The organism is Hymenobacter sp. R533113 (genome assembly GCF_056835965.1).
Genome location: NZ_JAKWBD010000013.1, coordinates 965,110 through 981,432, shown reverse-complemented (window position 1 = coordinate 981,432; position 16,323 = coordinate 965,110). Strand labels below are relative to the sequence as shown.

The following is a 16,323-nucleotide window of genomic DNA, read 5'->3' as shown; positions in this document are numbered from 1 at the left end:
GTGATATTCGGCCGTAATTTTAGCCTCCATGAGCGATTCTCCCGAACGGGTACCCAAGCTGAGCAAGGAAGAAAAAGACCGGCGGTTTCAGGCCGAACTGATGCCGGTGCTCGACCCGCTCTACAACTTTGCCTACCGCCTTACTCTCGACGAAGACGACGCCAACGACCTCGTGCAGGAGACCTATTTGAAGGCCTATCGGTTCTTTGAGTATTTCGAACAGGGAACCAACGCGAAAGCGTGGCTGTTTCGCATCCTGAAAAACTCGTTCATCAACGACTTCCGAAAAAAGAGCAAGCAACCCGCCAAAGTCGACTACAGCGAAATTGAGGGTTACTACAATACGGAAGATGTGGAGGCCGAGGGCGACGTGGGAAGCACGTCGTCGGATATGCGGCAGCAGTCTGTGCGCGACCTCATCGGCGACGAGGTAGCCAGCGCGCTCAACTCGCTGCCCGTGGATTTCCGCACTGTCATTATTCTCTGTGATCTGGAAGGATTCACTTATGAAGAAATGGCCAAGGTGCTGGATATTCCGATCGGTACGGTGCGTTCCCGTTTGCACCGGGCTCGCAATTTCCTGAAAGAGAAATTAGAAAAATACGCTAAATCAATGGGCTATGGCAACGACGGAGAAAACGAAGCTGACGCTCTCATCACAGACGAAGATTAACAACAATACTTCTGGCTCCCTTATGGAAACTACTTCTACCACAGCCCCCAACCAGCAAGTCGCCGCTTCTGGTCCCGATTGCGAACGTGTAAACACGATTCTCGACCAAATTATTGTGGGGCAGGATCCCAATGAGGAGGATGAAGAATATTTCATCAATCACGCCGAAGATTGCTCTCCCTGCTTCGATAGCATTGATAAACAGCAGGTTTTCGTTGGTTTCATCAACGAGAAAGTAGGCCGTAAGGGCGCTCCTACTTCCCTTCCCCACACCATTATGGCGCGAGTTCAGGCAGAAATGGCCTAATTTCGCTTCATGCAGGGTAAAATCATCGTGTTTTCGGCTCCTTCCGGGGCCGGCAAAACTACTATAGTCCATCGGCTGCTGGAGCGGATTCCAGAGCTAAGCTTTTCAATTTCGGCCTGTACCCGCGACCGGCGGGGGCGTACTGAGGCCAATGGCAAGGACTATTATTTCATCTCCGTTCAGGAATTTCAGGAGAAGATCCGCCACGATGAGTTTGTTGAGTGGGAGGAAGTCTACGAGGGAGCTTTTTATGGCACCCTCAAGTCTGAGATTGAGCGCATCTGGGACAGTGGCAAACACGCTGTCCTAGATGTTGACGTCAAAGGAGGCTTAAGTATCAAAGAGTTTTACAAAGATCGTGCACTAGCAGTTTTCGTAAAACCGCCCTCCCTGGAAGTACTAGAGCAGCGACTCAAATCGCGCGCTACCGACTCGGCAGCCAGTATTTCGGCCCGGCTGTACAAAGCCAACTTCGAGTTGACATTTGAAGATCGATTCGATATAACGGTCATCAACGACGACCTCGACGAAGCAACGGCGCAGGCTCAAAAGCTAGTACATGACTTCATAACTGCCGAACCTGCCATTCTGTGATTTCTGGCCCTCAGTCAGAGCCCAAGAAAGTAGGATTGCTCTTCGGTTCTTTTAATCCTATCCATACGGGCCATCTCATTCTGGCTCATTTTATGGCCACCCATACCGACTTGAATGCGGTGTGGTTGGTAGTTTCGCCTCAAAGCCCGTTTAAGGTAGGCCAAGAAATGCTGCCTGAAGAGGAGCGTTTAGCACTGGTCGAATTGGCTATTGCCCGCAATGACCGGTTGCGCGTTCTCGATATTGAGACGCATATGCCTAAGCCCAGCTATACAATCGACACACTTGACGAATTGGTCCGGCGTTATCCGCAACATCGGTTTGTATTGCTGATGGGTGAAGACAATTTGCCTGCTTTACCACGGTGGAAGCAAGCAGATCGTATTCTGGCCGAGCACGAAATATATGTTTATCCCCGGCCCGACGTTGATTCCACAAACTTGAAAGCGCACCCAAGTGTAAAGATAGTGGAAGCTCCTTTGCTTGATATTTCAGCCACATTTATCCGCGACTGTGTGCGAGAAGGCAAATCAATTCGTTACCTCGTGCCTGATGTAGTAGAAGACAGAATCTTAGCTTCTGGCTATTGGCAGCAATAACAAAAAAGCCCCCCAGATATTTTCTGGGGGGCTTTTTTATTGAGAATGAGATGGCTCAAACCGTCATAATCTCAGCTTCTTTTTTACTCATCAAGTCATCAATCTTGGTGATATAGCTGTCAGTGGCTTTCTGCACTTTGGCTTCGGCATCCTTCACCGAATCTTCGGCGGCGCCGTCCTTCAGCAGCTTACGCAACGACTCGTTCACGTCTTTGCGAATGCCCCGAATACGGACCTTGCCGCCTTCCGACTCGTTCTTTACTTGCTTCACCAGGTCGCGGCGGCGCTCCTCCGTCATCGGCGGAATGCTCAGCCGGACACCTTCCGCATCAGATTGTGGATTAAGGCCCAAGTCACTGTTCTTGATAGCCTTTACGATTTCACCAACAATATTTTTTTCCCAGGCTTTGATATAGAGCGAACGAGCATCGGGGGCAGAAATATTTGCTACTTGGCTGATAGGAGTAGGTGTACCATAGTAATCTACGCGCAAACCCTCCAGCATGGCCGGTGAGGCTTTGCCGGCCCGAATGCGGCTCAGCTCCAGACTAGTGTGTTGCAGGGCCTTCCCCATCGATTCCTCCGCCTCGCTCAGATAAAACTGAATTTCTTCGTCCATTGTGGAAATGTGTGAATGTTTAAAGTTGAATTCTGAAGAAGGACTACTGATTAATTCGGTATCCCTATTCAGAACTCATGACGTCAGGTATGCAAATTATTAAGCTTTTGAATTAAGGTCAGGTTGTAGGCTACTATGCTTGGCATCCAGGATTTGCCCCCCAGCGCCTTCCATTGATACCCGCGTACCGATATTCTCGCCGTCAATCAGACGCTGCAAGTTGCCGGTTTTGTTCATGTCAAATACAACGATGGGGAGGTTGTTTTCCTTGCAGAGCGTGAAAGCAGTCATATCCATCACGTTCAGGTTCTTCTCTATCACCTCGTCAAATGAGATTTCGGGGAAGCGCACCGCAGAGGGGTCTTTCTCTGGGTCAGCTGAGTAGATGCCATCTACACGAGTACCTTTCAAAACCACATTGGCCTCAATCTCAATGGCCCGCAAGGAAGCTGCTGAGTCGGTTGTGAAATAAGGCGAGCCAATACCAGCCCCAAAAATAACTACTCGGCCTTTTTCCAAATGCCGCAAAGCGCGCCGCCGGATGTAGGGCTCGCACACCTGCTGAATGGTAAGGCCGGAAAGCAGGCGGGTGTTCACCTCAAGCTTCTCAAGGGCACTTTGCAAAGCCATAGAGTTGATAACCGTGGCCAGCATTCCCATGTAATCACCCTGCACCCGATCAAGACCAAAGGTTTCGGCCTGCACGCCCCGGAAGATATTGCCGCCCCCAATCACAACCGCTAACTGCGTGCCGGTAGCCGCTACAGCTTTAATTTCTTCAGCATACTGCATCAGTCGAGTGGCATCGATGCCGTATTGCTGTTGGCCCATCAGCGCCTCGCCGCTTAGCTTGAGCAGGATTCGTTTGTACTTCAAAATGGTGGGAGTTGGTGAATAAGATGCTTACAAAAAAGGTAGCCTTTACTACCCATTCTAAACGCATTCAAGTGAACTGTACGAGCACTTGACCCTTCTGCACGTTATCACGCAGATTTATTTTGATGGCGCCAATCGTAACGTCGCTCGGCGCTTTTAGAATATTCTCCATTTTCATCGCCTCCAATACGAGAAGTGGGTCACCCTTCTGCACCATTTGGCCAGGCTCCACCCGAATATCCACGATCAGACCCGGCATTGGAGCTCTCAATTCGTTCACCTTGCTGGCCATGGCATTGCTCATGCCCAGCTTGTCGAGCAATAAGTCGAAGCGGTCTTTAGCCTGCACCTCCACTAGATGGTTGTTCAACTTTAGCTGAAGCGTTTTGGCCATATACTCAACGTTGATTAGCTCAGCAGAATAGGAACGGCCTTCATAAAGAATATGGTAGTGTCCAAAGCCCAGCGGTACAATATCCCAATTAAAAGGCTCATTATCTACGCTAACAGAACCGTTGGCCTGGTAATCAATGTCCCATACTTGATTGGGTCCGGTGCGTACTTGCAGCATAGGGGAGGGGCAGTAAAGACGGAAAAGGGCTTAAAGATAGGCCAAATCTGAAATAATTTCGGAACTTTAGCCGTCCTTTCCTTACTGCCACCCAGCATGAAATACTCGGTCCTCGGCGCTCTTAGCCTGGTCCTTACGTGTCACTTCGGGGCTCCGGCTCAGGCGGTGAAATCCAATAAGCCGGCGGCGACTAAAACGGCCGTCAATAAGAAAGCTCCTTCTACTGCTGCCTCGCCAACTGCTCAAACGGCTCCAGTTGCCCCTATAGTAGTGCCTTCCTGGTTGCCGCCCAGCAACCCTATACAGCCATCAGCCACCATCCTCACCGACGTACTTGACATGAAGCTCGACGTACGGTTTGATTGGGCCAAACAACAATTGCTTGGCACAGCTTTGCTCACGCTTCGTCCGCACTTCTACACCCAAAATCAAGTTATGCTCGACGCCAAAGGCTTCGACATCAAAAATGTACGTTTAGTTACGGGCAATAAAGATAAAACCCTTACCTACGGCTACGACAAGCGTAAGCTGACCATTAACCTGGACCGCCAATACACGCGTTCCGAGACGTATCAGGTCCGCATCAACTACGTCGCGAAGCCCAATGAATTGCCTACCAGCGGTAGCGCGGCTATTACCTCCGATAAGGGCTTATATTTCATAAATCCGCTGGGAACCGAGAAAAATAAGCCTAAGCAAATCTGGACGCAAGGGGAGACTGAGGCTAACTCGTGCTGGTTCCCGACTATTGACAAACCCAATCAGCGGATGACGCAGGAGATTGCAATAACAGTGGAGGCGCAATACAAAACGCTTTCCAATGGGCTGTTAATCTCTTCCAAAAAGAACTCCGATGGCACCCGTACTGATGTATGGAAACAGTCATTGCCTGCCGCGCCTTACCTGACTATGCTGACCGTCGGCGATTTTGCTGTGGTAAGCGACACATGGCGAGGTAAAGCCGTGGAATACTACGTCGATCCACAGTTCCAAAACACAGTCAAGGCAGTATTTGGTAATACGCCCGAAATGATGGAGTTCTACTCCCAAAAGCTGGGCGTAGACTTTCCGTGGGAAAAGTACTCTCAGGTTGCTGTCCACGATTTCGTGTCGGGGGCGATGGAAAATACGACTGCCGTTACGTTCGAACAGTCCATTGTGCAGCGGTCGGCCCGCGACATTCAGGACATGAACTACGACGCCGAATCGACTATCACCCACGAGCTGTTTCATCATTGGTTCGGTGACTACGTAACAAGCGAGTCGTGGGCTAATTTACCCCTCAACGAGTCGTTCGCCGATTATTCGGAGTTTCTGTGGGCTGAACACAAATACGGCGCAGATGCCGCCGCTTTAGTACAGCAAAAAAGCCTGAGCCAGTATTTGGACGAGGCCCGGAGTAAGCGTGAGCCACTTGTGCGCTACCAGTATGCCAGCCAAGAAGATATGTTTGACCGCCATTCCTATAATAAGGGGGGACGGGTCCTGCATATGCTGCGTAAACAGGTAGGCGATGAGGCCTTCTTTGCTTCCTTAAACCGTTACCTCACTCAACACAAATACACATCCGTTGAGCTATCGGAGCTGCGTACGGCATTCGAGGACGTGACCGGCGAGGACCTTATGTGGTTCTTTAATCAGTGGTTTCTACAAAGGGGACATCCAGAACTGCGCGTCACTCACAGCTATGCTGGGGGGCAAATTGCGCTACGCGTCCAGCAACTCCAGGATTCTACTTTCTCACCCATCTACCGTTTGCCCATCATCGTTACAACGTGGGTAAACAACCAGGCTACTGACCATCGAATCGTTGTTACGAAGGCTAACCAAACCTTTCAAATTTCTGCTAATCAACGCCCCGCCTTGGTAAAGTTTGATTCTGGGGGGCAATTATTAGCTGATATTGATGAAGAGCTAACGCAAGATGAATTGCTTTATCAATACTACCATGCTCGTAATTACTTGCAGAAATACGAAGCTATTGAAAAGCTGCGCCCAAAGCTGGCCGATCTAGCCGTGAGCGGCATGATGCGTAATGCTCTAAACGACAGCTTTTGGGCCGTGCGCCAAGCTGCGGCAGAAGCACTACGGCGATATAAAGGATCGGAAGGAAATGCTGTACGAACTGAGCTACAGCGAGTAGCAGCTAGGGACAAAAAAAGCCAAGTGCGTGCTGCGGCCTTAGCAAGCCTTTCTTCGTTCCAAAATGAGGATTTTGGGTCCGTGTACATGGCTGCTCTCAATGATAGTTCCAATCTGGTAGTTGGCGCTGCTATCAATGCGTTAGCCAAAGCGCCTACTATTGAATCAAGGGCTCAAATAAATAAGCTGCAGGGCAACGCTAGCCCTAGCTTATTAGGTGCTTTGTCAAACTATTATGCCCTCAATGGTAGTAGTGAGCAATACCAATGGTATTTGGGGCGTATGAGCGAAGTGAGCGACGAAGATCTATATGAATCTTATCTGCAAAACTTTGCCACCTTCATGTTGCGGATGCCTCCGGTTGAGCGAGATAAAGGGATTCAGCGTTTAGAAAATTATGCCCGCTCCCACTCGCGTGATATTGTTCGGCTCGGCGCATATAAGGCATTAAGCACAATGGCTCCCAGTATGCCTACCTTAAAAGCGACGCTTCAGGACATTCGCACAAAAGAAAAAGACCCCAACCTAAAGACCATGTATACATTGCTTCAATAAAGCGAAGAAAATCCTTTGTAGCTCTTAGGCAGGCAGTTGGCTTTAAAAATATCCATTCTACTACAAAGTCGTGGAGGACAATTCCTGAAGGTTGCCCCCACGGCCAAAAAATATATTGAAAGCTTTTCGCCTGTGAGCTTGACTTACATCAGAAAGCCGTTAATTTTGCAACTCCTTTTGCCACCCTACCACTTCGAGGTAGTTCTTTTTAAAGGGAAAAGCTTCTCTATAGATGGTAGAGAAAACACACTTGGGGAGGTTCCAGAGCGGCCAAATGGGACAGACTGTAACTCTGTTAGCGTAAGCTTTCGAAGGTTCGAATCCTTCTCTCCCCACAGAGTTAGTTTGAGAAACTAGAAATTAGGCCGATAGATAAGTTAGCTGCAAGCAAGTCTTTGTCTTCTAAGGCTTAGTTTTTAAACTTAGTATTGCGGGAGTAGCTCAGTTGGTAGAGCGACAGCCTTCCAAGCTGTAGGTCGCGAGTTCGAACCTCGTCTCCCGCTCATCAAGTAAATAAGCCGTTTTAGCTCAGTGGTAGAGCACTTCCTTGGTAAGGAAGAGGTCATGGGTTCAAATCCCATAAATGGCTCATTATATTCAGTACTAATACCGGCGGAGCAGCGCGACTGCACCGTTTGGATCTGTCAGCAAGGTGAAGCGATATGCAGAAGCTTTTAAAATAGCACTGCGTTTCGCTTTCTTGTGGATTAGTTCAGTCGCGTTTTCCTCTCATCCCCATTACATTTCTCTAATCTAATTACAATGGCCAAAGAAAATTTTGATCGTTCCAAGCCACACGTGAACATCGGTACGATCGGGCACGTCGACCACGGCAAAACAACCCTGACCGCTGCTATCACTATGGTACTGGCGGGCAAAGGTTTGGCCGCAAAGCGTGACTTCTCCTCAATCGACAATGCTCCTGAGGAAAAGGAGCGTGGTATCACAATCAATACTTCCCACGTAGAGTACGCTACCGAAAACCGCCACTACGCTCACGTTGACTGTCCCGGTCACGCTGACTATGTGAAAAACATGGTGACGGGTGCTGCTCAGATGGACGGTGCTATCCTAGTAGTAGCTGCTACTGACGGCCCAATGCCCCAGACCCGTGAGCACATCCTGTTGGCTCGCCAGGTAGGTGTACCTCAACTAGTAGTGTTCATGAACAAAGTCGACATGGTCGACGACCCTGAGCTACTCGAGCTTGTTGAGATGGAAATCCGCGAGCTGCTCTCTTTTTATGACTTCGACGGCGATAACATCCCAGTTATTCAGGGCTCGGCTCTGGGTGGTCTGAATGGTGATGCCAACTGGGTTCCTAAGATTGAGGAGTTGATGGCAGCTGTTGATAGCTTCATTCCGATTCCAGCTCGTCTAACCGACCTGCCCTTCCTGATGCCTGTAGAGGACGTATTCTCTATCACAGGTCGTGGTACGGTAGCAACTGGTCGTATCGAGCGTGGTATTATTAACTCTGGTGAGCAGGTTGATATCCTCGGTATGGGCGCTGCTCCTGGCTTGAAGTCGACAGTTACGGGTGTGGAGATGTTCCGCAAAATCCTTGACCGTGGCGAAGCTGGTGACAACGTTGGTCTATTGTTGCGTGGTATTGAAAAAGAAGCCATCCGTCGCGGCATGGTTATTTGCAAGCCAGGCTCAGTAACTCCTCACCAAAAATTCAAGGCTGAAGTTTACGTTCTGTCGAAAGAAGAAGGTGGTCGTCACACTCCCTTCTTTAATAACTATCGTCCTCAGTTTTATCTGCGTACCACCGACGTTACTGGCATTATCACCTTGCCAGAAGGCGTAGAGATGGTAATGCCTGGCGACAACATCACTATTCAAGTGGAGTTGATCAGCAAAGTAGCTATGGAGAAAGGTCTTCGTTTCGCTATCCGCGAAGGTGGCCGTACTGTAGGTGCTGGTCAGGTTACCGAAATCCTCGACTAATTATTAACAGTCAAGACGATCCGCCTCCGATTTTTCGGGGGCGGATTTGTTTTGAACCTATATTACCTTACATTTGCACTCCCAATTGAGACTTTTGTTTCGTGGGGTGTATTTTCTACGGGCGTAGTTCAAGGGTAGAATAGAGGTCTCCAAAACCTTTGATGGGAGTTCGAATCTCTCCGCCCGTGCGAAAAGGCCGCTTGTACGGCCAATCTTTAAAGCCTAACCTGGCTCCAGACATGAGTAAGCTGACAAATTACATCCGCGAGACTACTGAGGAGATGCGCTACAAAGTAACGTGGCCTTCTTTTGAAGAACTGCAGAAGAGTGCTGGTCTGGTGCTGCTTGGTTCACTCATCTTTGCAGCTGTCGTTGGTCTGATGGACTTAGTGTTCAACACAGGCTTGGAAGCTTTTTACAATTCATTCCGTTAATCGGCTGATCAATGGGAGAGTTGAAGTGGTATGTAGTTCGCTCCGTAAGCGGGCAGGAGAAAAAGGCTAAGCAGTATCTGGAAACGGAACTTGGCCGACACAATCTGACGGAGATGGTCCCACAGGTACTAATTCCAATTGAGAAAGTCTTCGAAATGCGCAACGGTAAAAAGCGCGTTCGGGAACGTAATCTATATCCAGGTTATATCATTATCCATGCTGACCTCACCCACGGCGAAGTCGATCACATTATCACTAGCACTCCAGGAGTTATTGGTTGGGTTGGTGCTAAGGACGGCAAAACTGCTTCCAGCAAACCTGCTCCATTACACATCACAGAGGTTAACCGCATTCTGGGTATTGTAGATGAGCAAGAGGAGCAAACCGCTTCACTAGAGACTCCTTTCATTACAGGTGAACTGGTTAAGGTAATTGATGGTGCATTCAGTGGATTCTCAGGTACGGTTTCCGAAGTGTTTGAAGAACGTAAGAAGCTTAACGTAATCGTTAAGATCTTCGGCCGTAGCACTCCGATGGAATTGAGCTACACTCAAGTAGAGAAGGAATCATAATTGTAAGACTTTATCGTTGCTGGCTAGTCGCTTCGAGCCAGTGATGCTTCCACCTAGTAATTCGAAGCAAATTTTAAAACTGAGGGCCTATGGTGTTACGACCTGCAAGCCCGAAGCCTTTTAACCCCAATGGCCAAAGAAATTAGAGGTTATCTGCGACTGCAGATAAAGGGAGGCGCTGCGAATCCTTCGCCGCCGGTTGGACCTGCACTTGGTAGTAAAGGCCTTAACATCATGGAGTTTTGCAAGCAGTTCAATGCTCGCACCCAAGATAAGGCCGGCCAAGTATGTCCCGTTTTGATCACCATGTACACCGACAAGTCATTTGACTTTGTGGTGAAAACGCCCCCCGCGCCGGTATTGCTGCTAGAAGCAGCCAAGATCCAGAGTGGGTCGAAAGAGCCTAACCGTAACAAGGTAGGCTCGGTTACCTGGGATCAGGTACGCCAGATCGCTGAGACCAAAATGGCTGACCTCAATGCTTTCAAGATTGAGTCGGCCATGAAGCTTGTTGCTGGTACAGCCCGCAGCATGGGTATCACCGTCAAGGGCGATTCTCCTTTCGCAAACTAACTTTTAAACCTAGAAAATCTCATGGCAAAAGTTAGCAAAAAACGCAAGGAAGCCCTTGCTAAGCACGACCTGACGCAAGTTCGCTCATTAGTTGAGGCAGCGAAAGTAGTGAAGGATATCACCTACACTAAGTTTGACTCATCTGTTGACATTGACGTGCGTCTAGGCGTTGACCCCCGTAAAGCCGACCAGATGGTGCGTGGCGTAGCTACGTTGCCCCATGGTACTGGCAAAACCGTTCGTGTACTAGCTCTAGTTACACCTGATAAGGAAGCCGAAGCTACTGCTGCTGGTGCTGACTTTGTTGGCCTTGATGACTATATCTCGAAAATCGAGAAAGGTTGGACTGACATCGACGTGATCATCACGATGCCGTCAGTAATGGCTAAAGTCGGTCGTCTGGGTCGCGTGCTCGGTCCTCGTGGCTTGATGCCTAACCCTAAGTCGGGTACTGTTACCACTGACGTAGCCAAGGCTGTACAGGAAGTAAAAGCTGGTAAAATCGACTTTAAAGTTGACAAGACTGGCATCATTCACTGCAGCGTAGGCAAAGTATCTTTCGACGATAATAAGCTCGCTGAAAACGCTTTTGAAGTAATTCAGACGCTGACGCGTTTGAAGCCTTCGTCAGCTAAGGGTACTTACATCAAGAGCATCACGCTTTCAAGCACTATGAGCCCGGCTGTTCCGGTAGACACGACGGTAACTTCCGCCTAACTAACTGACGACGAACTATGACCCGGGAAGAAAAACAAGACCTCGTCAACGAGTTGAGCGAAAAGTTTCAATCGCACAACGCGTTCTATATCACGGATGCCTCTACGATGTCCGTGGCGAAGATCAACGATTTCCGTCGCCTGTGCTTCAACCGCGGGATGGAGTACAAAGTGTACAAGAACACGTTGATCCGCAAAGCACTCGATACCCTCGGTGGTGATACCACTGAGATGGATGAGGCTTTGAAAGGCCAATCAGGCATTCTGTTCTCGAAAGAGTCAGGTAATGCACCGGCCAAACTGCTAAAGGATTTCTACAAGCAGCAGAACTACAGCAAAACTGCAGTTCCTAAGCCAGCCCTAAAGGGCGCTTATATTGACAGCGGCGTTTACGTTGGAGTCAATCAGTTGGAAATGCTCAGCACGCTTAAAGGCAAGCAGGAACTCCTCGGTGAAATCATCGGCTTGCTGCAATCGCCCGCCAAAAACGTTATCTCCGCTCTGTCGAGTGGCGGCAGCAAATTAGCTGGTATCCTCAAGACACTTTCCGAAAAAGAAGAGGTTGCAGGCTAACCGCTGCTCATCTTTTTCACTTTCAATTTCCAAACGATTCAATAACCTTTTTTTAACAATCTACAGAAATGGCAGATTTGAAAGCATTCGCTGAGCAGCTCGTTAGCCTGACGGTGAAAGAAGTAAACGAACTAGCTACTATCCTGAAGGACGAGTATGGCATTGAGCCTGCTGCGGCTGCTCCAGTAATGATGGCCGGTGGTGGCGGTGGCGCTGCTGCTGAAGCTCCTGAGGAGAAAACTTCGTTCGACGTAATCCTGAAGGCTGCTGGCGGCGCTAAGCTGGCCGTAGTTAAATTGGTAAAGGACCTGACTGGTCTTGGCTTGAAAGAAGCCAAAGAACTAGTTGACGGTGCTCCTAAGCCTTTGAAAGAAGGTGTTACCAAGGACGAAGCCGATACGCTGAAGAAGCAACTGGAAGAAGCCGGTGCTGAAGTAGAAGTTAAGTAAGCTGCGGCCCGCTTTTTCTCCTATAAACTTGGATAGGCCTGGCAACTAAGCCAGGTCTTTTCCTGTTTGTAGGCTATAAGTTTTAATAAAATGCCCCCCAGCGCCGCATTGCGGCTTTTCGTGCCTACGGGTACGTAGGTGGGAATGGTCAGGTTGACCAGAGTTAGTAAGCTTCAGTGTCCATTTCTTAAGACCCAAACGCATTGGCTACACCGAAAGCAGAGGCTTTGCAGAAAGCCGTTGAGCGAATCAATTTCGCCAAGATTAAAAAAGTTATCGAGTATCCGGACTTCTTGGACGTGCAGCTGCAGTCGTTCCAAGATTTCTTTCAGTTGGAGACTGCGGCCGAAAGCCGTGCCGACGAAGGCCTATTCAAGGTATTTGCGGAGAATTTTCCAATCTCGGACTCGCGCGAGAATTTCGTGCTGCAGTTTATGGATTATCACGTTGACCCGCCAAAATATTCGGTCGACGAGTGTATTGACCGTGGCTTGACTTATTCTGTACCGTTGAAGGCTAAGCTCCGTCTTATCTGCAACGACACGGATAATGAGGACTTCGAGACGATTGAGCAGGAAGTGTTTTTGGGAAATATCCCTTACATGACCGAAAAAGGCTCTTTCGTTATCAACGGTGCTGAGCGTGTTATTGTATCACAGTTGCACCGCTCACCTGGTGTGTTCTTTGCCCAAAGCAAGCACACCAACGGTACCAAGCTGTACTCAGCGCGTATCATCCCGTTCAAAGGCTCGTGGATTGAGTTTGCTACGGACGTGAACAACGTGATGTACGCTTACATTGATCGGAAGAAAAAATTCCCGGTAACGACTTTGCTCCGTGCTATCGGTTACGGAACTGACAAAGACATTCTCGATCTATTCGGTTTGTCGGAGGAAGTGAAGGCAGAGAAGAAGAGCTTGAAAAAGGCAGTAGGCCGTAAGTTAGCTGCTCGGGTGCTACGTACCTGGACGGAGGACTTTGTGGATGAGGATACTGGTGAAGTGGTCTCTATCGATCGTAACGAAGTTCTGTTGGAGCGTGACTCTACTATTCAGGAAGAGGATATCGATACTATTCTGAATGCAGGCCCTAAGTCTATCATTCTCCACAAAGAGAATGTAAACATCGCTGACTTCGCTATCATTTATAATACTCTTCAGAAGGACAATTCCAACTCGGAGAAGGAAGCTGTAGAGCAAATTTATCGTCAGCTCCGTAACACGGAAGCTCCTGACGAAGAGACTGCTCGCGACATCATCCAGAAGCTGTTCTTTTCTGATAAGCGCTATGACCTCGGCGACGTTGGTCGCTACCGTATTAATAAGAAGCTCGGTCTTGACAAGAACTGGGAAGCTCGGGTATTGACTAATGAGGACATCGTTCTCATCGTGAAATACCTGATCGGCCTTATCAACTCGAAGGCTGTGGTCGATGATATTGACCACTTGTCTAACCGTCGGGTACGTACGGTAGGGGAGCAGCTTTACGCCCAGTTTGGCGTGGGTCTGGCCCGTATGGCGCGTACTATTAAGGAGCGTATGAACGTGCGCGATAACGAGGACTTTAAGCCCGTTGACTTGATCAACGCTCGTACGCTGTCTTCGGTTATCAACTCCTTCTTCGGCACAAACCAGCTTTCTCAGTTCATGGACCAGACTAACCCGCTGGCCGAGGTGACGCACAAGCGTCGCGTATCGGCACTGGGGCCAGGAGGTCTGTCGCGTGAGCGTGCTGGTTTTGAAGTACGTGACGTACACTACACCCACTACGGGCGTTTGTGCACCATCGAGACTCCTGAAGGACCAAACATTGGTTTGATTTCTTCCCTCTGCGTTCACGCTCGCGTGAATGGCATGGGCTTTATCGAAACGCCTTACCGTGCTGTAAAAGAAGGTAAGGTAGACGTAAGCCATGAAGTGAAGTACCTAACCGCTGAAGAAGAAGATACTCACCACATCGCGCAGGCTAATGCTCGCATCGATGATAAAGGTAACTTCTTGTCAGAGCTGGTAAAAGGCCGCTTCGAAGGTGACTTCCCGGTTGTAGAGCCGGCTGAGTACTCCTATATGGACGTTGCGCCGAACCAGATTGTATCGGTAGCTGCTTCGTTGATTCCGTTCCTGGAGCACGATGACGCCAACCGCGCACTGATGGGCTCGAACATGCAACGTCAGGCCGTACCACTACTCCGTCCTGAGGCTCCCATTGTGGGCACAGGTCTGGAACGTCGTACTGCTATCGACTCTCGTACGCTAGTTGTATCTGAAGGCGACGGTGAAATTGATTATGTAGACGCTAATAGGATCATCGTTCGTTATGATCTGACTGCTGAGGATGTGCTCGTGAGCTTTGATGCGGAGCGAGTATCATATGACCTGATCAAGTTCCGCCGTACCAACCAGGATACCTGCATCAACCTCACGCCGCTGGTGAAGAAAGGCCAGCGCGTAAAGAAGGGTGAGCCGCTGTGCGAAGGTTATGGCACCAATAAAGGTGAGCTAGCTCTCGGTCGTAACATGCAAGTGGCCTTCATGCCATGGCAGGGTTACAACTTCGAGGATGCTATTGTCATTTCGGAGCGTGTAGTTCGTGATGACATCTTCACTTCTATCCACATTGAGGAATTCGAACTGGAAGTTCGGGAGACCAAGCGTGGTGAGGAGGAGTTGACGTCGGAAATTCCAAACGTGAGCGAAGAGGCTGTTCGTAACCTCGACGACAACGGTATCATCCGTCTAGGCGCTGAAGTAAAGGAAGGCGACATCCTTATTGGTAAGATTACTCCTAAAGGTGAAACTGATCCAACGCCAGAAGAGAAGTTGCTCCGCGCCATCTTTGGTGACAAAGCCGGTGATGTGAAAGATGCTTCGCTTAAGGCACCGCCATCCTTGAACGGGGTGGTTATCGGCACCAAGCTGTTTTCGCGTCCTAAGAAGGACAAGAACCTGCGCGCTAAGTCGAAGAAGGAGGTAGAAGAGTTGAAAGACCGCTACGCCCAAGAGCTTCGTAGCGTGAAGACAGTAATGGTTGATAAGCTGGTGCAGCTTCTGGAGGGTAAAACCTCTCAGGGTGTGAAGCACAAGTTTGGCGACGAGATATTATCTAAAGGAGTGAAGTTCGGTAAGAAGAACGTTACTGAGGCGCTCTTCCCTGAGAAGAACCCTTACAAGGATGAGAGCAACTATGCTGTACCGGAAGAGGTGAATATGTTCAAAGACCTTATCCTGGAGAACTGGACCGCCGACGAGAAAGTGAATGGTATGCTGCTGCAATTGGTGAAGAACTATGCCAAGCGTCGCAACACTATCACGGCTCGCTTCAAGCGCGACCGGTTCACCTTGGAGGTAGGTGATGAGCTACCCGCAGGTATCGTACAATTGGCCAAAGTTTACATCGCGAAGAAGCGTAAGCTGAAGGTGGGGGACAAAATGGCTGGTCGTCACGGTAATAAGGGGGTTGTAGCCCGCATCGTGCGCGATGAGGATATGCCTTTCCTAGCTGATGGTACACCAATGGACATTGTGCTTAACCCGCTCGGTGTACCAAGCCGTATGAACATCGGTCAGATTTATGAGACTGTACTAGGCTGGGCTGGCTTGAAGCTGGGCCGCACTTATGCTACTCCAATTTTCGATGGTGCTACTGAAGATGAGGTATCCAAAGAACTCGCGGAGGCTGGACTGCCAATTTTTGGTCGTTCTTATCTGCACGATGGTTTGACTGGTCAGCAGTTTGACCAGCCGGTGACTGTGGGTGTTATCTATATGCTGAAGCTGGGTCACTTGGTGGATGACAAGATGCACGCACGTTCTATCGGACCATACTCGCTTATTACGCAGCAGCCGCTGGGTGGTAAGGCTCAGTTTGGTGGTCAGCGCTTCGGCGAGATGGAAGTGTGGGCGTTGGAGGCCTTCGGTGCATCGAACGTACTGCAGGAAATCCTGACGGTGAAGTCGGACGACGTTGTTGGCCGAGCCAAAGCGTATGAAGCCATCGTGAAGGGCGACGTGCTGCCCAAGCCAAATATTCCTGAGTCGTTCAACGTACTCATTCACGAGTTGCGTGGTCTGGCACTGGAAATCACGCTTGAATAATTAGAAAAGGCGCGGTTCGCTTC

General features: G+C 49.5%; 16 protein-coding genes and 4 tRNA genes. 17 read left to right on the top strand and 3 right to left on the bottom strand.

The features are described 5' to 3' along the window. Positions 1–28 precede the first annotated feature (28 nt). From MKZ35_RS13520 to nadD, 4 genes are read left to right on the top strand one after another with little or no spacing between them, the layout of a single operon-like run. Positions 29–673 (top strand): sigma-70 family RNA polymerase sigma factor, encoded by a 645-nt coding sequence (locus tag MKZ35_RS13520; RefSeq protein ID WP_482513771.1) that lies wholly within the window; start codon positions 29–31, stop codon positions 671–673. A 22-nt stretch (positions 674–695) separates the two neighbouring features. Further along, entirely contained in the window at positions 696–980 is a 285-nt protein-coding gene (locus tag MKZ35_RS13515; protein ID WP_482513770.1) for a hypothetical protein, read from the top strand. 9 nt (positions 981–989) lie between these two features. Beyond that, positions 990–1,574, top strand: coding sequence for a guanylate kinase (gene gmk / locus MKZ35_RS13510; RefSeq protein ID WP_482513769.1), 585 nt, complete (start codon positions 990–992; stop codon positions 1,572–1,574). After that, a complete protein-coding gene (gene nadD, locus MKZ35_RS13505) occupies positions 1,574–2,173 on the top strand; it encodes a nicotinate (nicotinamide) nucleotide adenylyltransferase (protein ID WP_482514748.1) in 600 nt (199 codons plus the stop codon). Before gmk ends, nadD begins: the two co-directional genes overlap by 1 nt. Before the next feature lie 55 nt (positions 2,174–2,228). Here nadD and frr read toward each other — a convergent pair whose 3' ends face one another. The 3 genes from frr to MKZ35_RS13490 form a co-directional block, all read right to left on the bottom strand. Beyond that, positions 2,229–2,792 (bottom strand): ribosome recycling factor, encoded by a 564-nt coding sequence (gene frr / locus MKZ35_RS13500; protein ID WP_482513768.1) that lies wholly within the window; start codon positions 2,790–2,792, stop codon positions 2,229–2,231. 99 nt (positions 2,793–2,891) lie between these two features. Beyond that, positions 2,892–3,668, bottom strand: coding sequence for a UMP kinase (gene pyrH, locus MKZ35_RS13495; RefSeq protein WP_482513767.1), 777 nt, complete (start codon positions 3,666–3,668; stop codon positions 2,892–2,894). 67 nt (positions 3,669–3,735) lie between these two features. Beyond that, entirely contained in the window at positions 3,736–4,239 is a 504-nt protein-coding gene (locus tag MKZ35_RS13490; protein ID WP_482513766.1) for an acyl-CoA carboxylase biotin carboxyl carrier protein subunit, read from the bottom strand. A 96-nt stretch (positions 4,240–4,335) separates the two neighbouring features. Between MKZ35_RS13490 and MKZ35_RS13485 the strand changes: the two genes are divergently transcribed. The 13 genes from MKZ35_RS13485 (at position 4,336) to rpoB (ending at position 16,300) form a co-directional block, all read left to right on the top strand. Then, positions 4,336–6,936, top strand: coding sequence for a M1 family metallopeptidase (locus tag MKZ35_RS13485; RefSeq protein WP_482513765.1), 2,601 nt, complete (start codon positions 4,336–4,338; stop codon positions 6,934–6,936). Between the two features lie 252 nt (positions 6,937–7,188). Continuing rightward, a tRNA-Tyr gene (locus MKZ35_RS13480) sits at positions 7,189–7,271 on the top strand. A 95-nt stretch (positions 7,272–7,366) separates the two neighbouring features. After that, a tRNA-Gly gene (locus MKZ35_RS13475) sits at positions 7,367–7,439 on the top strand. Between the two features lie 14 nt (positions 7,440–7,453). Next, positions 7,454–7,525 (top strand) — tRNA-Thr (locus MKZ35_RS13470). 173 nt (positions 7,526–7,698) lie between these two features. Further along, positions 7,699–8,889 carry an elongation factor Tu gene (tuf, locus tag MKZ35_RS13465; RefSeq protein ID WP_482513764.1) on the top strand — a complete coding sequence of 397 codons (1,191 nt, stop codon included), beginning with the start codon at positions 7,699–7,701 and terminating at the stop codon, positions 8,887–8,889. Positions 8,890–9,006: 117 nt separating this feature from the next. After that, positions 9,007–9,077: transfer RNA gene (locus MKZ35_RS13460), tRNA-Trp, on the top strand. A 51-nt stretch (positions 9,078–9,128) separates the two neighbouring features. Then, positions 9,129–9,323 (top strand): preprotein translocase subunit SecE, encoded by a 195-nt coding sequence (gene secE / locus MKZ35_RS13455; protein ID WP_133271645.1) that lies wholly within the window; start codon positions 9,129–9,131, stop codon positions 9,321–9,323. 11 nt (positions 9,324–9,334) lie between these two features. Then, a complete protein-coding gene (gene nusG / locus MKZ35_RS13450; protein ID WP_482513763.1) occupies positions 9,335–9,895 on the top strand; it encodes a transcription termination/antitermination protein NusG in 561 nt (186 codons plus the stop codon). A 129-nt stretch (positions 9,896–10,024) separates the two neighbouring features. Beyond that, positions 10,025–10,468 carry a 50S ribosomal protein L11 gene (rplK, locus tag MKZ35_RS13445; RefSeq protein WP_084445961.1) on the top strand — a complete coding sequence of 148 codons (444 nt, stop codon included), beginning with the start codon at positions 10,025–10,027 and terminating at the stop codon, positions 10,466–10,468. 21 nt (positions 10,469–10,489) lie between these two features. Then, on the top strand, positions 10,490–11,185 hold the full coding sequence (rplA, locus tag MKZ35_RS13440; RefSeq protein WP_084445964.1) for a 50S ribosomal protein L1: 696 nt from the start codon (positions 10,490–10,492) through the stop codon (positions 11,183–11,185). A 17-nt stretch (positions 11,186–11,202) separates the two neighbouring features. Further along, positions 11,203–11,757: a 50S ribosomal protein L10 gene (rplJ, locus tag MKZ35_RS13435; protein WP_482513762.1), complete on the top strand. Its 555-nt coding sequence runs from the start codon at positions 11,203–11,205 to the stop codon at positions 11,755–11,757. A gap of 68 nt (positions 11,758–11,825) precedes the next feature. Next, positions 11,826–12,206, top strand: coding sequence for a 50S ribosomal protein L7/L12 (gene rplL / locus MKZ35_RS13430; protein WP_084445969.1), 381 nt, complete (start codon positions 11,826–11,828; stop codon positions 12,204–12,206). 203 nt (positions 12,207–12,409) lie between these two features. Beyond that, positions 12,410–16,300 carry a DNA-directed RNA polymerase subunit beta gene (gene rpoB, locus MKZ35_RS13425; protein WP_482513761.1) on the top strand — a complete coding sequence of 1,297 codons (3,891 nt, stop codon included), beginning with the start codon at positions 12,410–12,412 and terminating at the stop codon, positions 16,298–16,300. The last annotated feature ends 23 nt before the right edge of the window (positions 16,301–16,323 follow it).

What these genes read in the sequence shown, in the direction of transcription:
- MKZ35_RS13520 (WP_482513771.1), top strand. Translation starts at nt 29, where the DNA reads ATGAGCGATTCTCCCGAACGGGTACCCAAGCTGAGCAAGGAAGAAAAA.
- MKZ35_RS13515 (WP_482513770.1), top strand. Translation starts at nt 696, where the DNA reads ATGGAAACTACTTCTACCACAGCCCCCAACCAGCAAGTCGCCGCTTCT.
- gmk (WP_482513769.1), top strand. Translation starts at nt 990, where the DNA reads ATGCAGGGTAAAATCATCGTGTTTTCGGCTCCTTCCGGGGCCGGCAAA.
- frr (WP_482513768.1), bottom strand. Translation starts at nt 2,792, where the DNA reads ATGGACGAAGAAATTCAGTTTTATCTGAGCGAGGCGGAGGAATCGATG.
- MKZ35_RS13490 (WP_482513766.1), bottom strand. Translation starts at nt 4,239, where the DNA reads ATGCTGCAAGTACGCACCGGACCCAATCAAGTATGGGACATTGATTAC.
- MKZ35_RS13485 (WP_482513765.1), top strand. Translation starts at nt 4,336, where the DNA reads ATGAAATACTCGGTCCTCGGCGCTCTTAGCCTGGTCCTTACGTGTCAC.
- tuf (WP_482513764.1), top strand. Translation starts at nt 7,699, where the DNA reads ATGGCCAAAGAAAATTTTGATCGTTCCAAGCCACACGTGAACATCGGT.
- secE (WP_133271645.1), top strand. Translation starts at nt 9,129, where the DNA reads ATGAGTAAGCTGACAAATTACATCCGCGAGACTACTGAGGAGATGCGC.
- nusG (WP_482513763.1), top strand. Translation starts at nt 9,335, where the DNA reads ATGGGAGAGTTGAAGTGGTATGTAGTTCGCTCCGTAAGCGGGCAGGAG.
- rplK (WP_084445961.1), top strand. Translation starts at nt 10,025, where the DNA reads ATGGCCAAAGAAATTAGAGGTTATCTGCGACTGCAGATAAAGGGAGGC.
- rplA (WP_084445964.1), top strand. Translation starts at nt 10,490, where the DNA reads ATGGCAAAAGTTAGCAAAAAACGCAAGGAAGCCCTTGCTAAGCACGAC.
- rplJ (WP_482513762.1), top strand. Translation starts at nt 11,203, where the DNA reads ATGACCCGGGAAGAAAAACAAGACCTCGTCAACGAGTTGAGCGAAAAG.
- rplL (WP_084445969.1), top strand. Translation starts at nt 11,826, where the DNA reads ATGGCAGATTTGAAAGCATTCGCTGAGCAGCTCGTTAGCCTGACGGTG.